The 18,459-nt window shown below is 70.2% G+C and carries 16 protein-coding genes and 1 riboswitch; of the genes, 8 read left to right on the forward strand and 8 right to left on the reverse strand.

What is annotated here, in order from left to right:
• Position 1: 1 nt before the first annotated feature.
• Both RSP_RS02145 and RSP_RS02150 read right to left on the reverse strand, forming a co-directional pair.
• Positions 2–874, reverse strand: coding sequence for an S-methyl-5'-thioadenosine phosphorylase (locus tag RSP_RS02145; protein ID WP_011337020.1), 873 nt, complete (start codon positions 872–874; stop codon positions 2–4).
• 304 nt (positions 875–1,178) lie between these two features.
• Entirely contained in the window at positions 1,179–1,763 is a 585-nt protein-coding gene (locus tag RSP_RS02150) for a flavin reductase family protein (protein WP_011337021.1), read from the reverse strand.
• A gap of 80 nt (positions 1,764–1,843) precedes the next feature.
• Here RSP_RS02150 and RSP_RS02155 point away from each other — a divergent pair, with 80 nt between their 5' ends.
• Positions 1,844–2,329, forward strand: a complete 486-nt coding sequence (locus RSP_RS02155; protein WP_009563763.1) for a GNAT family N-acetyltransferase — start codon at positions 1,844–1,846, stop codon at positions 2,327–2,329.
• A 218-nt stretch (positions 2,330–2,547) separates the two neighbouring features.
• Positions 2,548–3,312: an EcsC family protein gene (locus tag RSP_RS02160; protein ID WP_002722722.1), complete on the forward strand. Its 765-nt coding sequence runs from the start codon at positions 2,548–2,550 to the stop codon at positions 3,310–3,312.
• Positions 3,313–3,359: 47 nt separating this feature from the next.
• On the opposite strand, the gene RSP_RS02165 is transcribed toward RSP_RS02160, so the two are convergent.
• The 3 genes from RSP_RS02165 to ftsY all read right to left on the reverse strand — a co-directional run bounded on the left by RSP_RS02165 (position 3,360) and on the right by ftsY (position 6,140).
• Entirely contained in the window at positions 3,360–3,962 is a 603-nt protein-coding gene (locus tag RSP_RS02165) for an inner membrane-spanning protein YciB (RefSeq protein WP_002722725.1), read from the reverse strand.
• Positions 3,963–3,973: 11 nt separating this feature from the next.
• On the reverse strand, positions 3,974–4,879 hold the full coding sequence (locus RSP_RS02170; protein WP_011337022.1) for a DMT family transporter: 906 nt from the start codon (positions 4,877–4,879) through the stop codon (positions 3,974–3,976).
• 115 nt (positions 4,880–4,994) lie between these two features.
• Positions 4,995–6,140, reverse strand: coding sequence for a signal recognition particle-docking protein FtsY (ftsY, locus tag RSP_RS02175; protein WP_017140067.1), 1,146 nt, complete (start codon positions 6,138–6,140; stop codon positions 4,995–4,997).
• A 191-nt stretch (positions 6,141–6,331) separates the two neighbouring features.
• Between ftsY and RSP_RS02180 the strand changes: the two genes are divergently transcribed.
• The gene (locus tag RSP_RS02180) at positions 6,332–6,730 is read left to right on the forward strand and encodes a hypothetical protein (protein ID WP_009563768.1); all 399 of its coding nucleotides are present in this window, start codon (positions 6,332–6,334) and stop codon (positions 6,728–6,730) included.
• Between the two features lie 120 nt (positions 6,731–6,850).
• On the opposite strand, the gene xseA is transcribed toward RSP_RS02180, so the two are convergent.
• Both xseA and RSP_RS02190 read right to left on the reverse strand, forming a co-directional pair.
• The gene (xseA, locus tag RSP_RS02185; protein ID WP_011337024.1) at positions 6,851–8,410 is read right to left on the reverse strand and encodes an exodeoxyribonuclease VII large subunit; all 1,560 of its coding nucleotides are present in this window, start codon (positions 8,408–8,410) and stop codon (positions 6,851–6,853) included.
• A gap of 230 nt (positions 8,411–8,640) precedes the next feature.
• Entirely contained in the window at positions 8,641–8,994 is a 354-nt protein-coding gene (locus RSP_RS02190; RefSeq protein WP_011337025.1) for a hypothetical protein, read from the reverse strand.
• A gap of 159 nt (positions 8,995–9,153) precedes the next feature.
• Between RSP_RS02190 and purD the strand changes: the two genes are divergently transcribed.
• Complete coding sequence (purD, locus tag RSP_RS02195; protein ID WP_011337026.1) at positions 9,154–10,416, forward strand: phosphoribosylamine--glycine ligase; 1,263 nt, start codon at positions 9,154–9,156, stop codon at positions 10,414–10,416.
• Positions 10,417–10,617: 201 nt separating this feature from the next.
• On the opposite strand, the gene RSP_RS02200 is transcribed toward purD, so the two are convergent.
• Complete coding sequence (locus tag RSP_RS02200) at positions 10,618–12,144, reverse strand: pyruvate kinase (RefSeq protein WP_011337027.1); 1,527 nt, start codon at positions 12,142–12,144, stop codon at positions 10,618–10,620.
• A gap of 209 nt (positions 12,145–12,353) precedes the next feature.
• Here RSP_RS02200 and RSP_RS02205 point away from each other — a divergent pair, with 209 nt between their 5' ends.
• The 4 genes from RSP_RS02205 to folE2 all read left to right on the forward strand — a co-directional run bounded on the left by RSP_RS02205 (position 12,354) and on the right by folE2 (position 18,429).
• Positions 12,354–13,613, forward strand: coding sequence for an aspartate kinase (locus tag RSP_RS02205; protein WP_011337028.1), 1,260 nt, complete (start codon positions 12,354–12,356; stop codon positions 13,611–13,613).
• 24 nt (positions 13,614–13,637) lie between these two features.
• Entirely contained in the window at positions 13,638–15,881 is a 2,244-nt protein-coding gene (gene ptsP, locus RSP_RS02210; RefSeq protein WP_009563776.1) for a phosphoenolpyruvate--protein phosphotransferase, read from the forward strand.
• Positions 15,882–15,947: 66 nt separating this feature from the next.
• A riboswitch (SAM riboswitch) is annotated at positions 15,948–16,024 on the forward strand.
• Between the two features lie 48 nt (positions 16,025–16,072).
• The gene (gene metZ / locus RSP_RS02215; RefSeq protein WP_002722742.1) at positions 16,073–17,254 is read left to right on the forward strand and encodes an O-succinylhomoserine sulfhydrylase; all 1,182 of its coding nucleotides are present in this window, start codon (positions 16,073–16,075) and stop codon (positions 17,252–17,254) included.
• Between the two features lie 95 nt (positions 17,255–17,349).
• A complete protein-coding gene (gene folE2, locus RSP_RS02220) occupies positions 17,350–18,429 on the forward strand; it encodes a GTP cyclohydrolase FolE2 (RefSeq protein WP_002722743.1) in 1,080 nt (359 codons plus the stop codon).
• The last annotated feature ends 30 nt before the right edge of the window (positions 18,430–18,459 follow it).

The raw sequence follows: 18,459 nt of genomic DNA on the forward strand, positions 1-18,459 counted from the left end.
CTCAGCCCTTCAGAACGCGGCCGGCGACCGCGTCGAGTTTCGCCAGAAGCTCCGGGTCGCGCTTGGCGGGAGCGGTCATGAGCGCATGGTCGAGCGCCCGGTCGCAGCCGTGCGGGCAGAGGTCGCGCTCGGTCCCGAGGCGGGCGGGCAGGCCCGCCACCAGCCCGCGGGCATGGTCGGCATTGGTGCCGAGCGTCGCGATGATCGCGGTGATGTCGACCTCGCCATGGTGGGGGTGCCAGCTGTCGTAGTCGGTGACCATGGCCACCGAGGCGTAGCAGATCTCGGCCTCGCGGGCGAGCTTGGCCTCGGGCATGTTGGTCATGCCGATGACATGGCAGCCCCAGCTCTTGTAGAGGAGCGACTCGGCCAGCGTCGAGAACTGCGGCCCCTCCATGCAGAGATAGGTGCCGCCCTCGTGGACGGTGACGCCGGTGGCGCGGGCGGCCTCGGCGCAGAGCGCCGAGAGGCGACCGCAGGTCGGGTGGGCCAGCGAGACATGGGCCACGCAGCCCGAGCCGAAGAAGGATTTGGCGCGGGCGAAGCTGCGGTCGATGAACTGGTCGACGATCACGAAATCGCCCGGCGCCATCTCCTCGCGGAACGAGCCGCAGGCCGAGACCGAGACGAGGTCGGTGACCCCCAGCCGCTTCAGCGCGTCGATGTTGGCGCGGTAGGGCACGGTCGTCGGGCTGTGGACATGGCCGCGCCCGTGCCGGGGCAGGAAGGCCATCGGCACGCCGTCGAGCCTGCCCGTGAGGATCTCGTCCGACGGATCGCCCCACGGCGTCTCGACCTTCGTCCAGACCGCATCCTCGAGCCCGTCGATCTCGTAGACCCCCGAACCGCCGATCACCCCGATCATGGTCTTCATTGCTGTCCCCGGTTGGATTGACCGGCCGGACAGTAGGCCGCGCGCCCGGAGGAGAAAAGCGCGAACCCCGCCCGACCGGGTGCGATAAATCGCCGTTGTCGCTCGCGAAGCGCGAATTGCGGGCTTTGTGCTGCCGCTGGCTCAGGTCTCTGGCGTGGTCATGGGTCACTCGCCCCGAAGGAATGGGCGCCGCGGCTTGCGGGCCTCCGGTGCCGCTCCCGAAGCGCAGGGGGTCTGCGTGGCGGGGTCTGTGCGACCGGCCGGCACGGGGCGCGGCCGTTCACGACGCGCGAATTGCAGGCGCTCAGCCTTCTCCCGGGCGGGAGAGCTCGATCACCTCGCGCACCACGGCATAGTCGCGGTAGCCGAGGCGCGCCATCGGGCGGAAGGCGGTCACGTCGAACCGTCCGTCGCGCAGGCAGTCGTCGCGCAGATGCACGCCCGTGACCTCGCCGAGGATCAGGAAATTGTCGCGGCCCAGAAGCTCGACCACCTGCGTGACCCGGCATTCGAGCGACGCGGGCGCGTCGGCCACCCGCGGGCAGGGAATGGTGCGGCATTCCTCTTTCGGCACCTCTGCCGCGAGGAATTCGTCGGTCCCGCGCGGGAAGGCGGCGGAGGTGGCGTTCATCCGCGCGAGCGCCGCCGCCTCGACGATGTTCACGCAGAAGACGCCGCTGGCGCGGAGCGCCGCCAGACTGTCCTTGGCGCCGGTCGAGGCGAACATGACCTGCGGCGGAACGTAGGCCACCGCATTGAAGAAGGAATAGGGCGCGAGATTGTCCCCCTCGGGGCCGCGGGTCGAGATCCAACCGATCGGGCGCGGCGAGACGATGGCGTTGAAGGGATTGTGCGGCAGGCCGTGGCCGTCTTCGGGGCGGTAGAACATGGAGGCTCCTTTCCGGTTTGATCCCGGTCTGCCCGCATGTTACGCGCCTTTCCAGGCAAATCCGGGGCAGGGGGATCGGCGTGTATCGCCTTGAACAGGAACGTGAGGCCGACTGGTGGGAAGTCGAGGCGCTCTACGACCTCTGCTTCGCGCCCGGCCGCACGGCGCTCTCCTCCTACCGGCTGCGCGACGGGGTGCCCACCGTGGCCGACCTCTGCGCGCTTTTGCGCGACGAGGACGGCACGCTGGCCGCAGCGATCCGCTACTGGCCGGTCACGGTCGGGGGCAAGCCGGTGCTCCTCCTCGGGCCGGTCGCGGTCCACCCGACGCGGCAGGGCGAGGGGCTGGGCGCGCTTCTGATCGCGGAGACGCTGGCCGAGGCGCGCCGCATCGGCTGGGAGCGGGTGATGCTGGTGGGAGACGCGCCCTATTACCGGCGCTTCGGCTTCCGCAAGCTCGAGAAGGTCGTGATGCCGCCCCCCACGAACCCCGAGCGCGTGCTGGGGATGCCGCTCGTCATCGGCGCCTGGGAGGGGGTCGAGGGCCTCGTGACGAAGGCCGCCTGAGCCGGCAGCCTGCCGACCGGCCGGAGACGTGGCCGCCCGCCAAGAGCTCGCCGTGAGGGGTTTCGCCGAAGGGGCGGCCCAGGGGGGAAACTCCGGCCTGACGCTTCCCGCAAGGCGCCGGCCCCTCTCAGTTGCGGCGCCTGACGGGGATCGGCGGGCAGGCGCGCTCCGGCGGGAGGGCCATTGCCCGAAGGGGCTCTCGATCCTACTTCTGTGCCATGACACAGAAGACCCGCCTGCCTGCCCTGCACACCGGCCCCGAGGCCGAGATCGCGGCCCTCGCCCTGCGGTTCGATCGCGCGCACGGACCGCTCATGTCGCTGATGAACCGCCTCGGCGGCTCGGTCGAGGAGCGGATGGCCCTGCTGCCCGCGCCCGTGCTGCGCCAGATCGAGGCGGTGACGCGGCGCGCGCTGGAACAGAGCCACCGGGTCGCGGCGGCAGGCCGCGCCGCGCCGGATCTCGGGCGCCGGGGTGCGCCGGCGCTGGTGGCGCTGACCGGGGCCGCGGGCGGCGCGGGCGGGATCGCCACCTCGATCGCCGAGCTGCCCGTGACGATCACCGTCATCATGCATGCGATCCGCAACGCGGCCGAGGCCGAGGGCTTCGACCCCGACGATCCGGCGATCCGGGTGGAATGTCTGCGCATCTTCGGTGCCGGCAGCCCGCTGCAGCGCGACGACGGGGTGAACACGAGCTTCATCGGCGCCCGGATCGCGATGAGCGGCGCGGCGGTCAGCAAGGTGGTGGCCTCGGTCGCGCCGAAACTCGCCACCGCGCTCGGCCAGAAGCTCATGGCGCAGGCGGTGCCGGTTCTGGGGGCGGTGGCGGGCGCCGCGCTCAACACGGCCTATCTCACCTACTATCGCGAGATCGCCGAGATCCGCTTCGCGCTGCTGCGGCTCGCCCAGACCCATGGGCCCGAGCGCGTGCTGTCGGAGTTCCAGTCGGCGGTGAAGCCGATCCCGCTCTACCGGGCCTGACATCTGCGGCGCCGCCGGTCTGCCGGGGGCGCCGGGCAGGCCGCGCCTCAGGCCTCGTCCTTCCGCTCCGGATTGTAGCGCTTGAAGAGGCCGCTCTGGGTCATGAAGAAGACGAAGATCGCCAAGGGCAGGCCGAAGGTCTTGAAATTCACCCAGGCATCGGTGCTCATCAGCCGCCAGACCGCCTCGTTGGCGATGGCCAGCGCGAAGAAGAAGGCCATCACCCGGCGCGTGAGGATCATCCAGCCCTCGTCCTGCAGCGGGATCGCCTCTTCCAGCACGAGCCGGAGCCAGCTCTGCCCGCGCAGGAGCCCGATCCCGAGCAGCACGCCGAACAGCAGGTAGATCATGGTGGGCTTCATCTTGAAGAAGCGGTCGTCGTTCAGCCAGACCGACAGGCCGCCGAAGACCACGACCAGCACGACGGTGGCCACCTGCATCTTCGAGAGCTTGCCCGAGAGCCACCAGAGGAGGCCGGTGCAGATCACCATCAGCGGAATGAAGGCCGCCGTGACGATGATGAACCCCTGATAGTCGGTGCCGGCGACGGTGAAGGTCTCGTCCTTCAGCTTGACGTAGCCGAGGAAGAAGGCCGCGATCGGGCCCCATTCCAGCACCGCCTTGACCACCGGGTTGATGCGCTCTGCCATGTCTCTCCCTTTCAGGCCAACTGAACCAGTATCGCGCCGAGGGCGATCAGGCCCATCAGCAGTATTTTCGCGGGCCCCGACCGCTCGCCGAGCAGGAGCCAGCCGATGGCTGCGGCGAAGAGCGTCGAGGTCTCGCGCAGCGAGGAGACCTCGGCCACCTTGCCGAGCCTCGTCCCGAGCATCACGCCGCCGAAGCTGACGAAGGCCACGAGCGCGCCCACGAAGCCGCGGAGCGCGAGGGCTGCCGCCGCCTCCGGCATCTGCCGCGCCTTCAGCAGCCTGTAGCCCAGCAGCAGCGGGAAATCGAGCGAGGTCATCAGGAAGAACCAGGCGAGGAAGGTGAAGGGATCGGGCATGAGCCGGATCGCCCAGGCGTCGAAGGTCGTGTAGATCGCGACCATGAGCCCGCCGGCGAAGGCCCAGACGAGGCCGGCCTTGAGGTCCATCCGCCCGATCTGCGGGCTCGCGGTGAAATTCAGCCGGGCGAGCGCGAGGATCGCCGCCGACAGGATCGCGACGCCCAGCCACTGGATCGCCACATAATGCTCGCCGAGAAAGAGCGCGGCGAAGGCGAGCGTGGCGAGCGGTCCCACGCCGCGCACCACCGGATAGACGACCGTATAGGCCGCGCGCGAATAGGCCCGCGCCATGGCGATCTTGTAGGCGAGGTGGATCGCCATGACGCCCGCCATGACCAGCCACTCGACGCCCCGCGGCCAGGGCACGAGGAAGACGGCGACCGGCGCCGAGAGGAGCAGCATGAAGCTGTCGATCGCGCCGCGGGAGAGCCAGGGATCGTGCCGCCCCTTCTGGAGCGCGCCGAAGCAGGCATGGGCGAAGGCCGACGTGAGCGCGAGGAGGAGCGCGATCCGCGCGCCCTCCGGGGTGCCTTCGAGAGAGAGGATCCAGGCTGTCATGATCGGGCGGAGCGGCGGACCGGGGCTCTGGGGCGGACCGCCGGGGGGCTTTCCGCCCCCCGGACCCCCCGAGGATATTTTTCCAGAGTGAGAGGGGACGAAGGGGGCGGGGGCGTCAGTCGTCCAGACCCATCAGGGCGCGGGCGAACTCCTCGGGATCGAAGGGCGCGAGGTCGTCGATCTGCTCGCCCACGCCGATGGCATGGATCGGCAGGCCGAACCGGTCGGCCAGCGCCACGAGGACGCCGCCCTTGGCGGTGCCGTCGAGCTTGGTCATCACGAGGCCCGAGACATCGGCGAGCTTGCGGAAGATCTCTACCTGGTTCAGCGCATTCTGCCCCGTCGTGGCATCGAGCACGAGGAGCGTGTTGTGCGGCGCGTCGGGATCCTTCTTGCGGATCACTCGGACGATCTTGGACAGTTCCTCCATCAGGTCGGCGCGGTTCTGCAGCCGGCCGGCCGTGTCGATCATCAGGAGGTCCGCGCCTTCGGCCTGGGCCTTCGTCATGGCGTCGAAGGCGAGCGAGGCCGGGTCGGAGCCTTCGGGCGCGGTCAGGACCGGCACGCCGGCGCGGCGGCCCCAGACCTGAAGCTGCTCGACCGCTGCCGCGCGGAACGTGTCGCCCGCGGCGATCACCACCGACTTGCCCGCAGCGCGGAACTGCGAGGCGAGCTTGCCGATGGTCGTGGTCTTGCCCGAGCCGTTCACGCCCACCACCAGCACGACCTGCGGGCGCGACGGATAGAGCGGCATCGGCCGCGCCACCGGCTCGAGGATGCGGGCGATCTCGGCGGCCAGCGCCTCCTTGATCTCGCGGGCCGAGACCCTTCGGCCGTAGCGGCCCTCGGCGATGTTCGCGGTGACGCGCAGTGCCGTCTCGACGCCCATGTCGGCCTGGATCAGCACTTCCTCGAGGCTCTCGAGCATCGCATCGTCGAGGATGCGGCGGGGCTCCTCGGTCTGACCGAACATGCGGCCGAAGAGGCCCGGGCGGCGTTCGGGTTCGGGCTCCGGCGGCAGGCCGGGCAGGGGCGCGGCGGGGGGGGCGGGGGCGGGCTGCGGCTGCGGGTCGGGCGCCTGCGGCACGGGCCGGTCGAGGATCAGGGGGGCGTCCTTCTCCGGGTCGGGCAGGGGCCCGGGTGTCGGCACCTCGGGGGCCGGCGCCTCGGAAGCCTTGTCCTCGACCAGCGCGTCCAGATCCTCCGACAGCCGGTCCGAGGAGCGGAACATCTTCTCGCGCATCTTCTTGAAGAACGACATGGGCTTTCCGCCTCCCCTGCTTGCGGCCCCTGACACCTAGTCGCTCAGGCGGCGCGAGGGAAGGGGGAAGCCCGCCGCAGTCGCCCCCGCCCGGGGCTGGCGCAGGCGTGACTGGTCAGAGGGGCGGGCTTCTGGCAGGCTGATGTCCGTCGCGGCCGGTCGCGCCGTTTCAACCCGCCGGAGGAGACATCATGCACAGGATCTGGGCCGCGGCCCTGACCCTCGCCCTCGCCGCTCCCGCGCTTGCGGCCGAGCCGATGAGCGCGGAAGAGTTCGAGGCCTATTCGACGGGCAAGACGCTCTCCTATGCGGTCGGCGGCGAGATCTATGGCGCCGAACAGTATCTGCCGGGGCGGCGCGTGGTCTGGGCCTTCCGCGGTCAGGAATGCACGCATGGCCAGTGGTACGAGCAGGCGGGGCAGATCTGCTTCGTCTACGAGCACGATGCCACGCCGCAATGCTGGAGCTTCTACCGCGAGGCCTCGGGCGTGCGGGCGCAGTTCGAGGGCGATCCCACGGGCACCGAACTGTCGGAAGTCTCCCAGACGCGCACGCCCCTGATCTGCGCGGGCCCGGACGTGGGGGTCTGACGGGCGCCTGCCGCAGGGCCTCGGGGCACGCGCGTCCGGGGCTGTCCGTCCTTCCGGAGATCGCGCGGAGGGTCCGGTCGTCGCGGCAGGAGGGGCGGCGCGGTGCCGGCGCGGGTGGGTTCAGAGCAGGCTGCCCTGCGCGGGCGGCTCTTCCTTTGGCTTGCGGGTCTTGCCGCGACCCACGGAGAGGCGGCCATCCTGGAACTCGATTTCGAGCATCGCGGCGGCTCCGGCCTCGGCCTTCGTCGTGAGCACGGCGCCGTCCGCGCGCACCACCGCATAGCCGCGCTTCAGCGTCTCGCGGTAGCCCAGCGTCTGGCGCAGGCGGTCGAGCGCCTCGAGCCGGTCCGAGAGGCGGGCAAGCCGCGCCTCGGGAGCCGCGTCGAGCCGCGCCGCAAGCGTGCCGAGCGTGGCCGCGTCGCGCCGGGTCGCGCGCTCGGTCTCGGCGATGAGCCGCGCGAAGGCCGGGGCAAGGCGGGCCGAGAGGGCGTCGAACCGGTCCCGGGCGCGCTCGGCCCGCCGCCCGAGGCAGGTCTCGAGGCTGCGCGTCCGGTCGCCCAGCCGGTCCTTCTGCCGCGCCACCAGATCGGCGAGCAGCCGCGGCCGCAGATGCGCGCCGAGCGGCTCGAGCCGGGCCCGGCGGGCGGCAACGCTCTGGCCGAGCGCCCCCGAGAGCCGGCCCGACCAGAGGTCGAAGCGCTGGCTCGGGCCGGCCACGAGGCTCTCGAGCCGCGGCAGGGCGCGGGCGAGGTCGCGCAGGCGCTGGTCGCGCCGCCGGATGGTCTCGGCCGCACAGCGCGAGAGCCGCGCGACCTGACCGTCGAGGCCGGCGAGCAGCTCGAGCCGCACGGGCACCGCCATCTCGGCCGCGGCGGTGGGGGTCGGCGCGCGGCGGTCGGCGGCATGGTCGATGAGCGTGGTGTCCGTCTCGTGCCCCACGGCCGAGATCAAGGGGATCCGGCTCTCGGCCGCGGCCCGGACGACGATCTCCTCGTTGAAGCCCCAGAGATCCTCAAGGCTGCCGCCGCCGCGCGCGACGATCAGGAGGTCGGGGCGCGGGATAGGGCCGCCCTCGGGCAGGGCATTGAAGCCGCGGATGGCGGCGGCCACCTCGGGCGCGCATTTCTCGCCCTGCACCGCCACGGGCCAGATCAGCACATGGCTCGGGAAGCGGTCGCGCAGCCGGTGGAGGATGTCGCGGATCACCGCGCCCGACGGCGAGGTCACGACGCCGATCACCCGCGGCAGGAAGGGGAGGGGGTGCTTGCGGGCGGCGTCGAACAGCCCCTCCGCGGCCAGCGCCGCACGGCGCTTCTCGAGCATGGCCATCAGTGCGCCTGCGCCTGCGGGGGCCATGTCCTCGACGATGATCTGATATTTCGACTGGCCGGGGAAGGTGGTCATCCGGCCGGTGGCCACCACCTCCATCCCCTCTTCGGGACGCACGGAGAGCCGGCCGGCCTGACCCTTCCAGCAGATCGCCGCCATCACGGCGCGGTCGTCCTTCAGGTCGAAATAGAGGTGCCCCGAGGCGGGCCGCGAGACGCGCCCGATCTCGCCGCGGACCCGGACGAGGCCGAACTCGCCCTCGATCACCCGCTTCACGGCGCCCGACAGCTCCGAGACGGTGAATTCCGGCGTGTTGCGGCTGGGGGCGGGATCTTCGAAGAGGTCGGACATGGGGTCTTTGTGCCCGAGGCCCGTCCGACAGGCAAGCTGCGGGTTCGGGCCGCCTGCAACGGGTCGGGATCTTGCCCGGAGAGGAGGGCCACAGGTGTCGCGCCCTCGGGACGCTGCCGGCCGCTGTCCGGAGAGCGGGCCTCGGCCCGGGCTGAGTGAGGCTTGCGGTCGGCGCGCGCCGGAGCGTCTGCCCCGTCTCTCCGGCCGTCACCGCGGAGGGGCGGCGAAGGTCAGCCCTCGTCGCCCTCGCCGTAGAGCCAGGACGAATAGCCCCGTTCGGCGAGGCTTTTCGCGAAGGCGCGGGCCTCCTCGTCGGTGGCGAGCGGCACGGCCACCATGCCTGCGGAATTCTCCTCGATGAAGGTCGCCGCATCTTCGAGCGTGCGCCCGTCGCCGGGGCCGGTGCTGCCGTCGACCGGTCCGACATAGAGGCCCGCGATCTCGAGCTCTTCCTGAACGGCCACCCGCTCTTCGGGGGTGAGGGCGGCGAAGGCCGCCTCGAGACGGGCGATCGTGGCCTCATCGGCCAGAAGCGGGGTGGCGGCGAGAAGGGCTGCGGGGAGGAGAAGGGTGCGGAGATCCATGACCTGTGCTCGGAGAGGACCGGCCCTCGTGGCCGGGCGCCCGGGCTTCTTCGCATGGCGCCCGGCCCCGCGCAACGGGGCGCGAAGGGGGCGCGGGCGCCTTGTCCCACGGGACGCTTTCGGATTAGAGACGCGGCACCGATGGACAAGGGAGCGGCCATGAACATCCTCATTCTCGGCGGCGGCGGGCGCGAACATGCGCTGGCCTGGGCGATCAAGCAGAACCCGAAATGCGACCGTCTGATCGTCGCGCCGGGCAATGCCGGGATCGCGCAGATCGCCGAATGCGCCGATCTCGACATCCTCGACGGGGCGGCGGTGGTGGCCTTCTGCGAAGCGAACTCGGTCGATTTCGTGGTGGTGGGCCCCGAGGCGCCGCTCGCCGCGGGCGTGGCCGATGCCACCCGCGCCGCGGGCCTCCTGACCTTCGGCCCGTCGCAGGCGGCGGCGCGGCTCGAGGCCTCGAAGGGCTTCACCAAGGAGGTCTGCGACGCCTGCGGCGCGCCCACGGCAGGCTATGCCCGCTTCACCGAAGCCGAGGCCGCCCGCGCGCATGTGCGCGCCACCGGCGCGCCCATCGTCATCAAGGCGGACGGGCTCGCGGCGGGCAAGGGCGTCGTGGTGGCCATGACCGAGGCCGAGGCGCTGGCCGCCATCGACGACATGTTCGGCGGCAGCTTCGGCGCGGCGGGCGCCGAGGTGGTGATCGAGGAGTTCATGACCGGCGAGGAGGCGAGCTTCTTCGTCCTGACCGACGGGCGCACCGTCCTGCCCATCGGCACGGCGCAGGATCACAAGCGCGCCTTCGACGGCGACGAGGGGCCGAACACCGGCGGCATGGGCGCCTATTCGCCCGCTCCGGTGCTGACGACGGCGGTGCAGCGGCAGGCGCTCGACGAGATCGTGAAGCCCACCATCGCCGAGATGGGCCGCCGCGGCGCGCCCTACAGCGGCGTGCTCTATGCCGGGCTGATGATCGAGGAGGGCCGCGCGCGGCTCGTGGAGTACAACGTCCGCTTCGGCGATCCGGAATGTCAGGTGCTGATGCTGCGGCTGGGCGCGCAGGCGCTCGATCTGCTGCTGGCCTGCGCCGAGGGGCGGCTCGATCAGGTGCAGGTGAACTGGGCCGAGGATCATGCGCTGACGGTGGTGATGGCCGCGCAGGGCTATCCCGGCAGCTACCGGAAGGGCACCGAGATCCGCGGCCTCGAGGCGCTGCCCGAGACCAGCCGGCAGGTCGTCTTCCATGCAGGAACGGCCGCAGAGGAGGGCCGCATCCTCGCCACCGGCGGGCGGGTGCTGGCCGCCACCGCGCGGGGCGCCACCCTCGCCGAAGCGCAGGCCGCGGCCTATGCGATGGTCGATGCGATCGACTGGCCCGAAGGCTTCTGCCGCCGCGACATCGGCTGGCGCGCCCTCTGACGGGGCCCGAGCGCGGGTAGACCGAGCCCCGAGGCCTTCCGCCGGAGGGCCGGTGCCGCGCGCCAATCGTGGCGCGCAGGCATGAGCGCTCCGGTCACGGAAGGCCTCGGTGCCGCGCCTGATGAAGGCGCAGGCTCGTCCGCCCGGCGCAAGGTGCGGCCCAGCGGCGTCCGTCCTTCCGGGCGAGGCTTCTTTCGCGCCTCAGCCCGCCCAGACGCGCAGCGGGCCGAGGCGGGCGCTCTTCTTCGTCTGGTGGCGGTCCATGCGGATCAGGATGTCGCGGAGGAACTCGATGGCGGCCGCCACATGCGGCCCCTTGTTCAGCATCACGCAGTCCGCCCGCTGGCTCATCGCGGCGTCGGTCACCTCGGCGCGGCTGGCCTGACCCTCCTTCACCATCCCTTCCAGCACCTGCGTGGCCCAGACCACCGGCACCTTTGCCGCCTCGCAGAGCCAGAGGATCTCTTCCTGGATCTCGGAGAGCCGGTCGAAGCCGATCTCGACGGCGAGATCGCCGCGCGCGATCATCACCCCCACGGGCAGCGAGCCGCCGGCCTCGACGATCAGCTCGGGCAGGAGATGCAGCCCCATCGGGGTCTCGATCTTCAGAAGGATCGCCGGGAGCGGGCGCGGATGGCAGGCCCGCGCCTCCATCGCCGCGATCAGGGCGCGCACGTCGCCCGGTGTCTGGACGAAGGAGAAGGCCACGAGGTCGGCCTCGGCCACCACCACATCGAGCGCCGCAAGGTCTTCCTCGGTCAGCGCGGCCACATCGAGATGCGAGCCGGGCAGGTTCACCCCGCGGCCGGGCTTCAGCTTCAGCCCGCGCTCGCCCACGCGGTCCACCTCGAGGAGCGCGTGCCCCCGGCCGGTCTGGATCACCGTGGCCCAGAGCTTGCCATCGTCCACCGAGACCTGCACGCCCGGTGCAAGGGCGGCAAGCAGCGCGGGATGGCCGAGCATGGCCCAGCCCCGGCCTTCGGGCGCCAACGAGGGTTTCTCGACGAAGGCGAAGCGGTCGCCGGCCTGCAGGCGCTTGGGCAGCGGCCCGCCGGTCTTCGTCACGCGGAACTTCGGCCCGCCGAGATCCATCGAGATCGGCAGCTTGCGTCCCGTCATCCGCTCGGACTTGCGGATGTGGCCGATCATCGCCGCCCAGGCCTCGGGGCCGTCATGGGCGCAGTTGATGCGGAAGGCATCCGCCCCCGCCGCCACCAGCTCGCGCACGATGGCGGGATCCGACGCCGCCTCGGAGGGCAGGGTCACGAGGATGCGCGTGCCGGGCGCTGTGTCCCGCGCGCCGAACAGGGCGTCGCGCCGTGCGTGGAGGCTGCGGAGCTCGGGGTCGAAGCTCTCCCGGTCGGGAAAGGCCGGACCCTCGAGGCCCGCGATGGCCGAGAGCGCCGCGATCACCGCCTCGAGCGAGGGCGGCACATGGCCGTCGAGCCGTCCGAGCGTCGAGAGGCCGAGGCGGCTCAGCCGCGGCTGGAGCGTCGTCAGATCCGCCTCGCGCAGCGCCAGCCAGTCCGCCATGTTGGCGACCGACGGCAGGAATTCCAGCCGGCGCACCCGCGTGGCCCAGTCCGCCATCCGCGCATCCGCCCGGCGGAAGAGATCGGCACGGAGCGCGGTCAGCTCGGCCAGAAGCGCGCGTGCCTCGGCACGCGGATCGTCGCCGGACGGAGGCGAGTCCTCCCCCATCATCTGCCGCTCTGCCACCCCATCCATCGTTCATCCCCTCGCACCCGTGACGGCGAGGAGGCTCGCAGGCTTCTGCAACAGGAACATGTCGACGGCGCCGCGCTACAGGGGGACGCCGCCCGCGAGGATGTCGCAGGCCCGCCCGGCGCTCGACGCACGGCGGGAAGCCCTTGCCCTTCCGTCCGCCCCCGCATAAGAAGCGCCGGATTCCGGGGTCCGGCTGCGGGGGTTGATCCATGCCGCTTCTAGTGATGAAATTCGGCGGCACCTCCGTTGCCGATCTGGCGCGCATCAAGAACGCCGCGCAGAAGGTCAAGCGCGAGGTGGAGCGCGGCTATGACGTGATCGTCATCGTCTCGGCCATGTCGGGCAAGACCAACGAGCTTGTGGGCTGGGTCGAGCAGACCTCGCCCCTGTTCGACGCGCGCGAATATGATGCGGTGGTCTCGTCGGGCGAGAATGTGACGGCGGGCCTGATGGCGCTGACCCTTCAGGAGATGGAGGTACCCGCGCGCAGCTGGCAGGGCTGGCAGGTGCCGATCAGGACCACCTCGCAGCATTCGGCCGCGCGCTTCCTCGAGATCCCGCGCGAAAATCTCGACGCGAAATTCGCCGAAGGCTTCAAGGTCGCGGTGGTCGCGGGCTTCCAGGGCGTGAGCCCCGAGGGGCGGATCACGACGCTGGGCCGCGGCGGCTCGGACACGACGGCCGTGGCCTTTGCCGCCGCTTTCGCCGCCGAGCGCTGCGACATCTATACCGACGTGGACGGGGTCTATACGACCGATCCGCGGATCGCGTCCAAGGCGCGCAAGCTGGAAAAGATCGCCTACGAGGAGATGCTGGAGCTCGCCTCGCTCGGCGCGAAGGTGCTGCAGACCCGCTCGGTCGAGCTGGCGATGCGCTACAAGGTGAAGCTACGGGTGCTGTCCTCGTTCGAGGACACGGACGAGACCTCGGGAACCCTGGTCTGCGACGAGGAGGATATCATGGAATCGAAAGTCGTCTCTGGCGTCGCCTATTCGCGCGACGAAGCGAAAATGACCCTCGTCACCGTCGAGGACCGCCCCGGCGTCGCCGCGGCGATCTTCGGGCCGCTGGCCGAGGCCGGGGTGAACGTGGACATGATCGTCCAGAACATCTCGGAAAAGGACTACGGCAGCCATCCCGGGTCGGTCACCGACATGACCTTCTCCTGCCCGATCAATCAGGTGGCCCGCGCGCGCAAGGCGCTCGAGGATGCCAAGGCCGAGGGCACCATCGTCTATGACGATCTGGTGGTCGACACCGAGGTGGCCAAGGTCTCGGTCGTGGGCATCGGGATGCGCAGCCATGCGGGCGTCGCGGCGACCATGTTCAAGGCGCTGGCCGCCGACGGTGTGAACATAAAGGTCATCGCAACCTCCGAGATCAAGATTTCGGTGCTGATCGACCGGAAATATATGGAACTCGCGGTGCAGGCACTCCATGATGCCTTCGCATTGGAGACGGCCAACTGAGGCCGGCATTGACGCCGGGGGGTCATGCCTGAACGCAGCGAAAGCGAAAGCCGCAAGCTTCTCAGGCGGTTGCGGGACAGTCTGGCCCTGTCCGGAAAGGGCCAGGACCGGCTGGACCGCATCACGTCCCTGATTGCGGACTCGATGCGGACCGAGGTCTGCTCGATCTATCTCTTCCGCGACCCCGACACGCTCGAGCTCTGCGCGACCCAGGGTCTCAATCCCGAAGCCGTCCACCAGACGCGGCTGAAGATGGGCGAGGGCCTTGTCGGCCGCGTGGCGCGGATGGCGAGCCCGATCAACACCGGCAACGCGCCGTCCGAGCGCGGCTTCCGGTTCATGCCCGAGACCGGCGAGGAGATCTATTCCGCCTTCCTTGGGGTGCCGATCCAGCGCGTGGGCGAGAAGCTCGGCGTGCTGGTGGTGCAGTCGCGCGAGGCGCGGGAATATTCCGAAGACGAGGTCTATGCCCTCGAGGTGGTGGCCATGGTGCTGGCGGAAATGGCCGAACTGGGCGTCTTCGTGGGCGAGGGCGAGGCGCTGTCGGCCAAACATACGCAGCCCGTGCTGATGCGCGGGTCGACCGGGCAGGAGGGCGCGGCCGAGGGCCATGTCTGGCTGCACGAGGCGCGCGTCGTGGTCACGAACCCGGTGGGCGACGATCCGGTGCACGAGACCGAACGCATCCGCGCCGCCGTGGCGCAGCTGCGCGTCTCGGTCGACGATCTTCTCTCGGCCTCGACGCTCGACAAGGATCAGCGGCAGGTGCTCGAGGCCTATAGGCTCTTCGCCCATTCCCGCGGCTGGCTGCGGCGGATGGAAGAGGACATCATGGCCGGCCTCTCGGCCGAGGCCGCGGTGCAGAAAGAGCAGTCAGCCGCCCGCGCGCGGCTCGAGCAGGTGCCCGACGCCTATCTGCGCGACCGGCTCCACGATCTCGACGACCTGTCGCACCGGCTGCTCAGGATCCTGACCGGGCAGGGGCGCGACACCGGCGCCGAGATGCCGGAGAACCCGGTGCTCGTGGCGCGCAACATCGGGCCCGCCGAGCTTCTGGAATACGGCCGCAAGCTGCGCGGCATCGTGCTCGAGGAGGGTTCGGTCGGCTCTCATGCCGCGGTCGTGGCGCGGGCGCTGGCCATTCCGCTGGTCATTCATGCCGAGCGGATCACCACCGAGGCGCTGAACGGCGATCATATCATGGTGGACGGCGACAACGGCCTCGTGCATCTGCGCCCCGAGGCCTCGATCGCCGCGGCCTTCCGCGACAAGATGGCGATGCAGGCCAAGGCGCAGGAGCGCTACGCCTCGCTCCGCAACCTGCCCGCCCAGTCGAAATGCGGCACGGTCACGGGCCTCATGATGAATGCGGGGCTCATGGCCGATCTGCCCTCGCTCGATTCCTCGGGGGCCGAGGGCGTGGGCCTCTTCCGCACCGAGCTTCAGTTCCTGATCCGCAACCAGATGCCCAAGCGCGACGAGCTGGCGCGGCTCTATGCCCGGGTGATGGATGCCGCACGCGGACACCGGGTGGTGTTCCGCACGCTCGACATCGGCTCGGACAAGGTGCTGCCCTATCTCAAGCCGCAGGATGAGCCGAACCCCGCGATGGGCTGGCGCGCGATCCGCGTCGGGCTCGACAAGCCCGGCGTGCTGAGGATGCAGCTTCAGGCGCTGATCCGGGCCTCGGCGGGGCGCGATCTGTCGATCATGTTCCCCTTCGTGTCCGAACACCACGAATTCATGATGGCCCGCAGCCATCTGCTGCGCGAGCTGCACCGCGAGCGCAGCCTCGGCCATCCGGTGCCGGTGAACATCCGCGTGGGCACCATGCTCGAGACGCCGAGCCTCGCCTACGCGCCGCGCGCCTTCTTCGAGACCACCGATTTCATCTCGATCGGCGGCAACGACCTGCGCCAGTTCTTCTTCGCGGCCGACCGCGAGAACGAGCGCGTGCGCCGGCGCTACGACGTGCTGAACGTGAGCTTCCTGACCTTCCTCGAGCATATCGTGAACCGCTGCGCCGAGACGGCGACGCCCCTGTCCTTCTGCGGCGAGGATGCCGGCCGCCCGGTCGAGGCCCTGTGCTTCGCGGCCATGGGCATCCAGACGCTCTCGATGCGCCCCGCCTCGATCGGCCCGGTGAAGGCGCTGCTGCGCCGCGTGGATCTGATCGAGGCCCGCAAGGTGATCGAGATGGCCCGCGCCTCGGGCGCCGAGACGGTGCGCCCCGCCATCCTCGAGTGGCTGGCGACGCAGGTCGACTGACGGTTCGCCCGCGCCCCTCGGGATGCGCCCTTCGCGCGATTGACCTGCCCCCGGGACAGGCGTAAGGGCAAAAGCCGTGGTGCTTTGTGCCGGATTGCGGGCCACGTTAAAGAAACCGCTAAAGAGGCGAGGGCCCGCCGCCCCCGTGCTCGCCCGGCATGGGTATCGCGTTTCGTGAAGGACGGACGGGCATGACGAAGGACTGGAAGACAAGGACGCAACTCGTCCACGGGGGCAGCCGCCGGAGCCAGTATGGCGAAATGGCCGAGGCGATCTTCCTGACCCAGGGCTTCGTCTACGACTCGGCCGAACAGGCCGAAGCGCGCTTCATCGAGACCGGCGCCGACGAATTCATCTATGCCCGCTACGGCAACCCCACGACGCGCATGTTCGAAGAGCGCATCGCGGCCGTCGAGGGCACCGAGGATGCGTTCGCCACCGCCTCGGGCATGGCCGCGATCCACGGCGTGCTCACCTCGATCGTGCGGGCGGGCGATCATCTGGTGGCGGCGCGCGCTCTGTTCGGCTCCTGCATCTACATCCTCGAGGAGGTGCTGGGCCGATTCGGCGTCGAGGTGACCTTCGTCGACGGCACCGATCTCGATCAGTGGCGCGCGGCGGTGCGGCCCGGCACGAAGGCCGTGTTCTTCGAGTCGGTCTCGAATCCGACGCTCGAGGTGGCCGATATCGGCGCCATCGCCGAGATCGCCCATGCCGTGGGCGCGCTCGTCATCGTGGACAATGTCTTCGCGACGCCCGTCTTCTCGACGGCGGTGCGGCAGGGCGCGGATGTGGTGATCTATTCGGCCACCAAGCACATCGACGGGCAAGGGCGCGCGCTCGGCGGCGTGGTCTGCGCCTCGCAGGCCTTCATCCGCAAGGTGCTCGAACCCTTCATGAAGCACACCGGCGGCTCGATGAGCCCCTTCAACGCCTGGCTCATGCTGAACGGGATGGCGACGCTCGACCTGCGCTGCCGCGCGATGGCCGACACGGCCGAGAAGATCGCCCGCGCGCTCGAGGGCCATCCGCAGCTCGGCCGCGTGATCCATCCCGCGCTGGAAAGCCACCCGCAGCACGAGATGGCCAAGGCGCAGATGGAGCGTCCCGGCACGATGATCGCGCTCGACCTCGCCGGGGGCAAGGAGGCGGCCTTCCGCTTCCTCGACGCCCTGAGGATCGTGAAGATCTCCAACAATCTGGGCGATGCCCGCTCGATCGCGACCCACCCGGCAACGACCACCCACCAGCGTCTTTCCGACGCGCAGAAGGCCCATCTCGGCATCACGCCCGGGCTCGTGCGGCTGTCGGTGGGGCTCGAGGATGCGGACGACCTGATCGCCGATCTGAAACAGGCGCTCGCGGTGATCTGAACCGTCGCTTAACCCGTATCAGCATCGACAGTTGGGGAACGGGCCGGACCTCTCTATATTGGGGGTCCGACCCGCATGTGACGAGGGGAAGCGCGATGAACATCCTGACGCCCGTGGCCGAGCGCCTGCCGAGCCGTGAGGAAGCCGAAGAGGCACTGGCCGTGCTCCGCCGCTGGGCGACGCATACGCCGGCCTCCGATGTGGCCGCGCTCGCGCCCGAGGCCCCGGCTCTGGTCTATCCCGACCTCAGCCGCGCCTATCCCCGCACCTTCACGGTGGACGAGGCCTACAAGGCCTCGCTGCCCGACCTGCAGAACGGGCCCGCCAGCCTGATCGTCGGCGCGAAGGCCGTGATCCAGCATGTCGGCATCTCGAACTTCCGCCTGCCGATCCGCTATCACACGCGCGACAACGGCGATCTGCAGCTCGAAACCTCCGTCACCGGCACCGTGAGCCTCGAGGCCGAGAAGAAGGGCATCAACATGAGCCGCATCATGCGGTCCTTCTATGCCCATGCCGAGCAGGCCTTCAGCTTCGAGGTGATCGAGCGCGCGCTCGAGGATTACAAACGCGATCTCGAGAGTTTCGACGCCCGCATCCAGATGCGCTTCTCCTTCCCGGTGAAGGTGCCGTCGCTGCGCTCGGGCCTCACAGGCTGGCAGTATTACGACATCGCGCTCGAGCTGGTCGACCGCGGCGGGGTGCGCAAGGAGATCATGCATCTCGACTTCGTCTATTCCTCGACCTGCCCCTGCTCGCTGGAGCTGTCGGAACATGCCCGTCGCGAGCGCGGGCAGCTGGCCACGCCGCATTCGCAGCGGTCGGTCGCGCGGATCTCGGTCGAGGTGCGGCAGGGCAAGTGTCTCTGGTTCGAGGATCTTCTGGATCTCGTCCGCAGCGCGGTGCCGACCGAGACGCAGGTCATGGTCAAGCGCGAGGACGAGCAGGCCTTCGCCGAGCTGAATGCCGCGAACCCGATCTTCGTCGAGGATGCCGCGCGCAGCTTCTGTCAGGCGCTGCAGTCCGATCCGCGGATCGGCGACTTCCGCGTGGTGGCGAGCCATCAGGAATCGCTGCATTCCCACGATGCGGTCTCGGTTCTGACCGAGGGGCCGACGTTCGCTGCCGAAAGTCTCGATCCGAGGCTCTTTTCCAGCCTCTACCACGTCGGCTGAACCGGCGGGCTTGACAGCCGCAGACCGGCA

Source organism: Cereibacter sphaeroides 2.4.1 (genome assembly GCF_000012905.2).
GTDB classification, from domain to species: Bacteria; Pseudomonadota; Alphaproteobacteria; order Rhodobacterales; family Rhodobacteraceae; genus Cereibacter_A; species Cereibacter_A sphaeroides.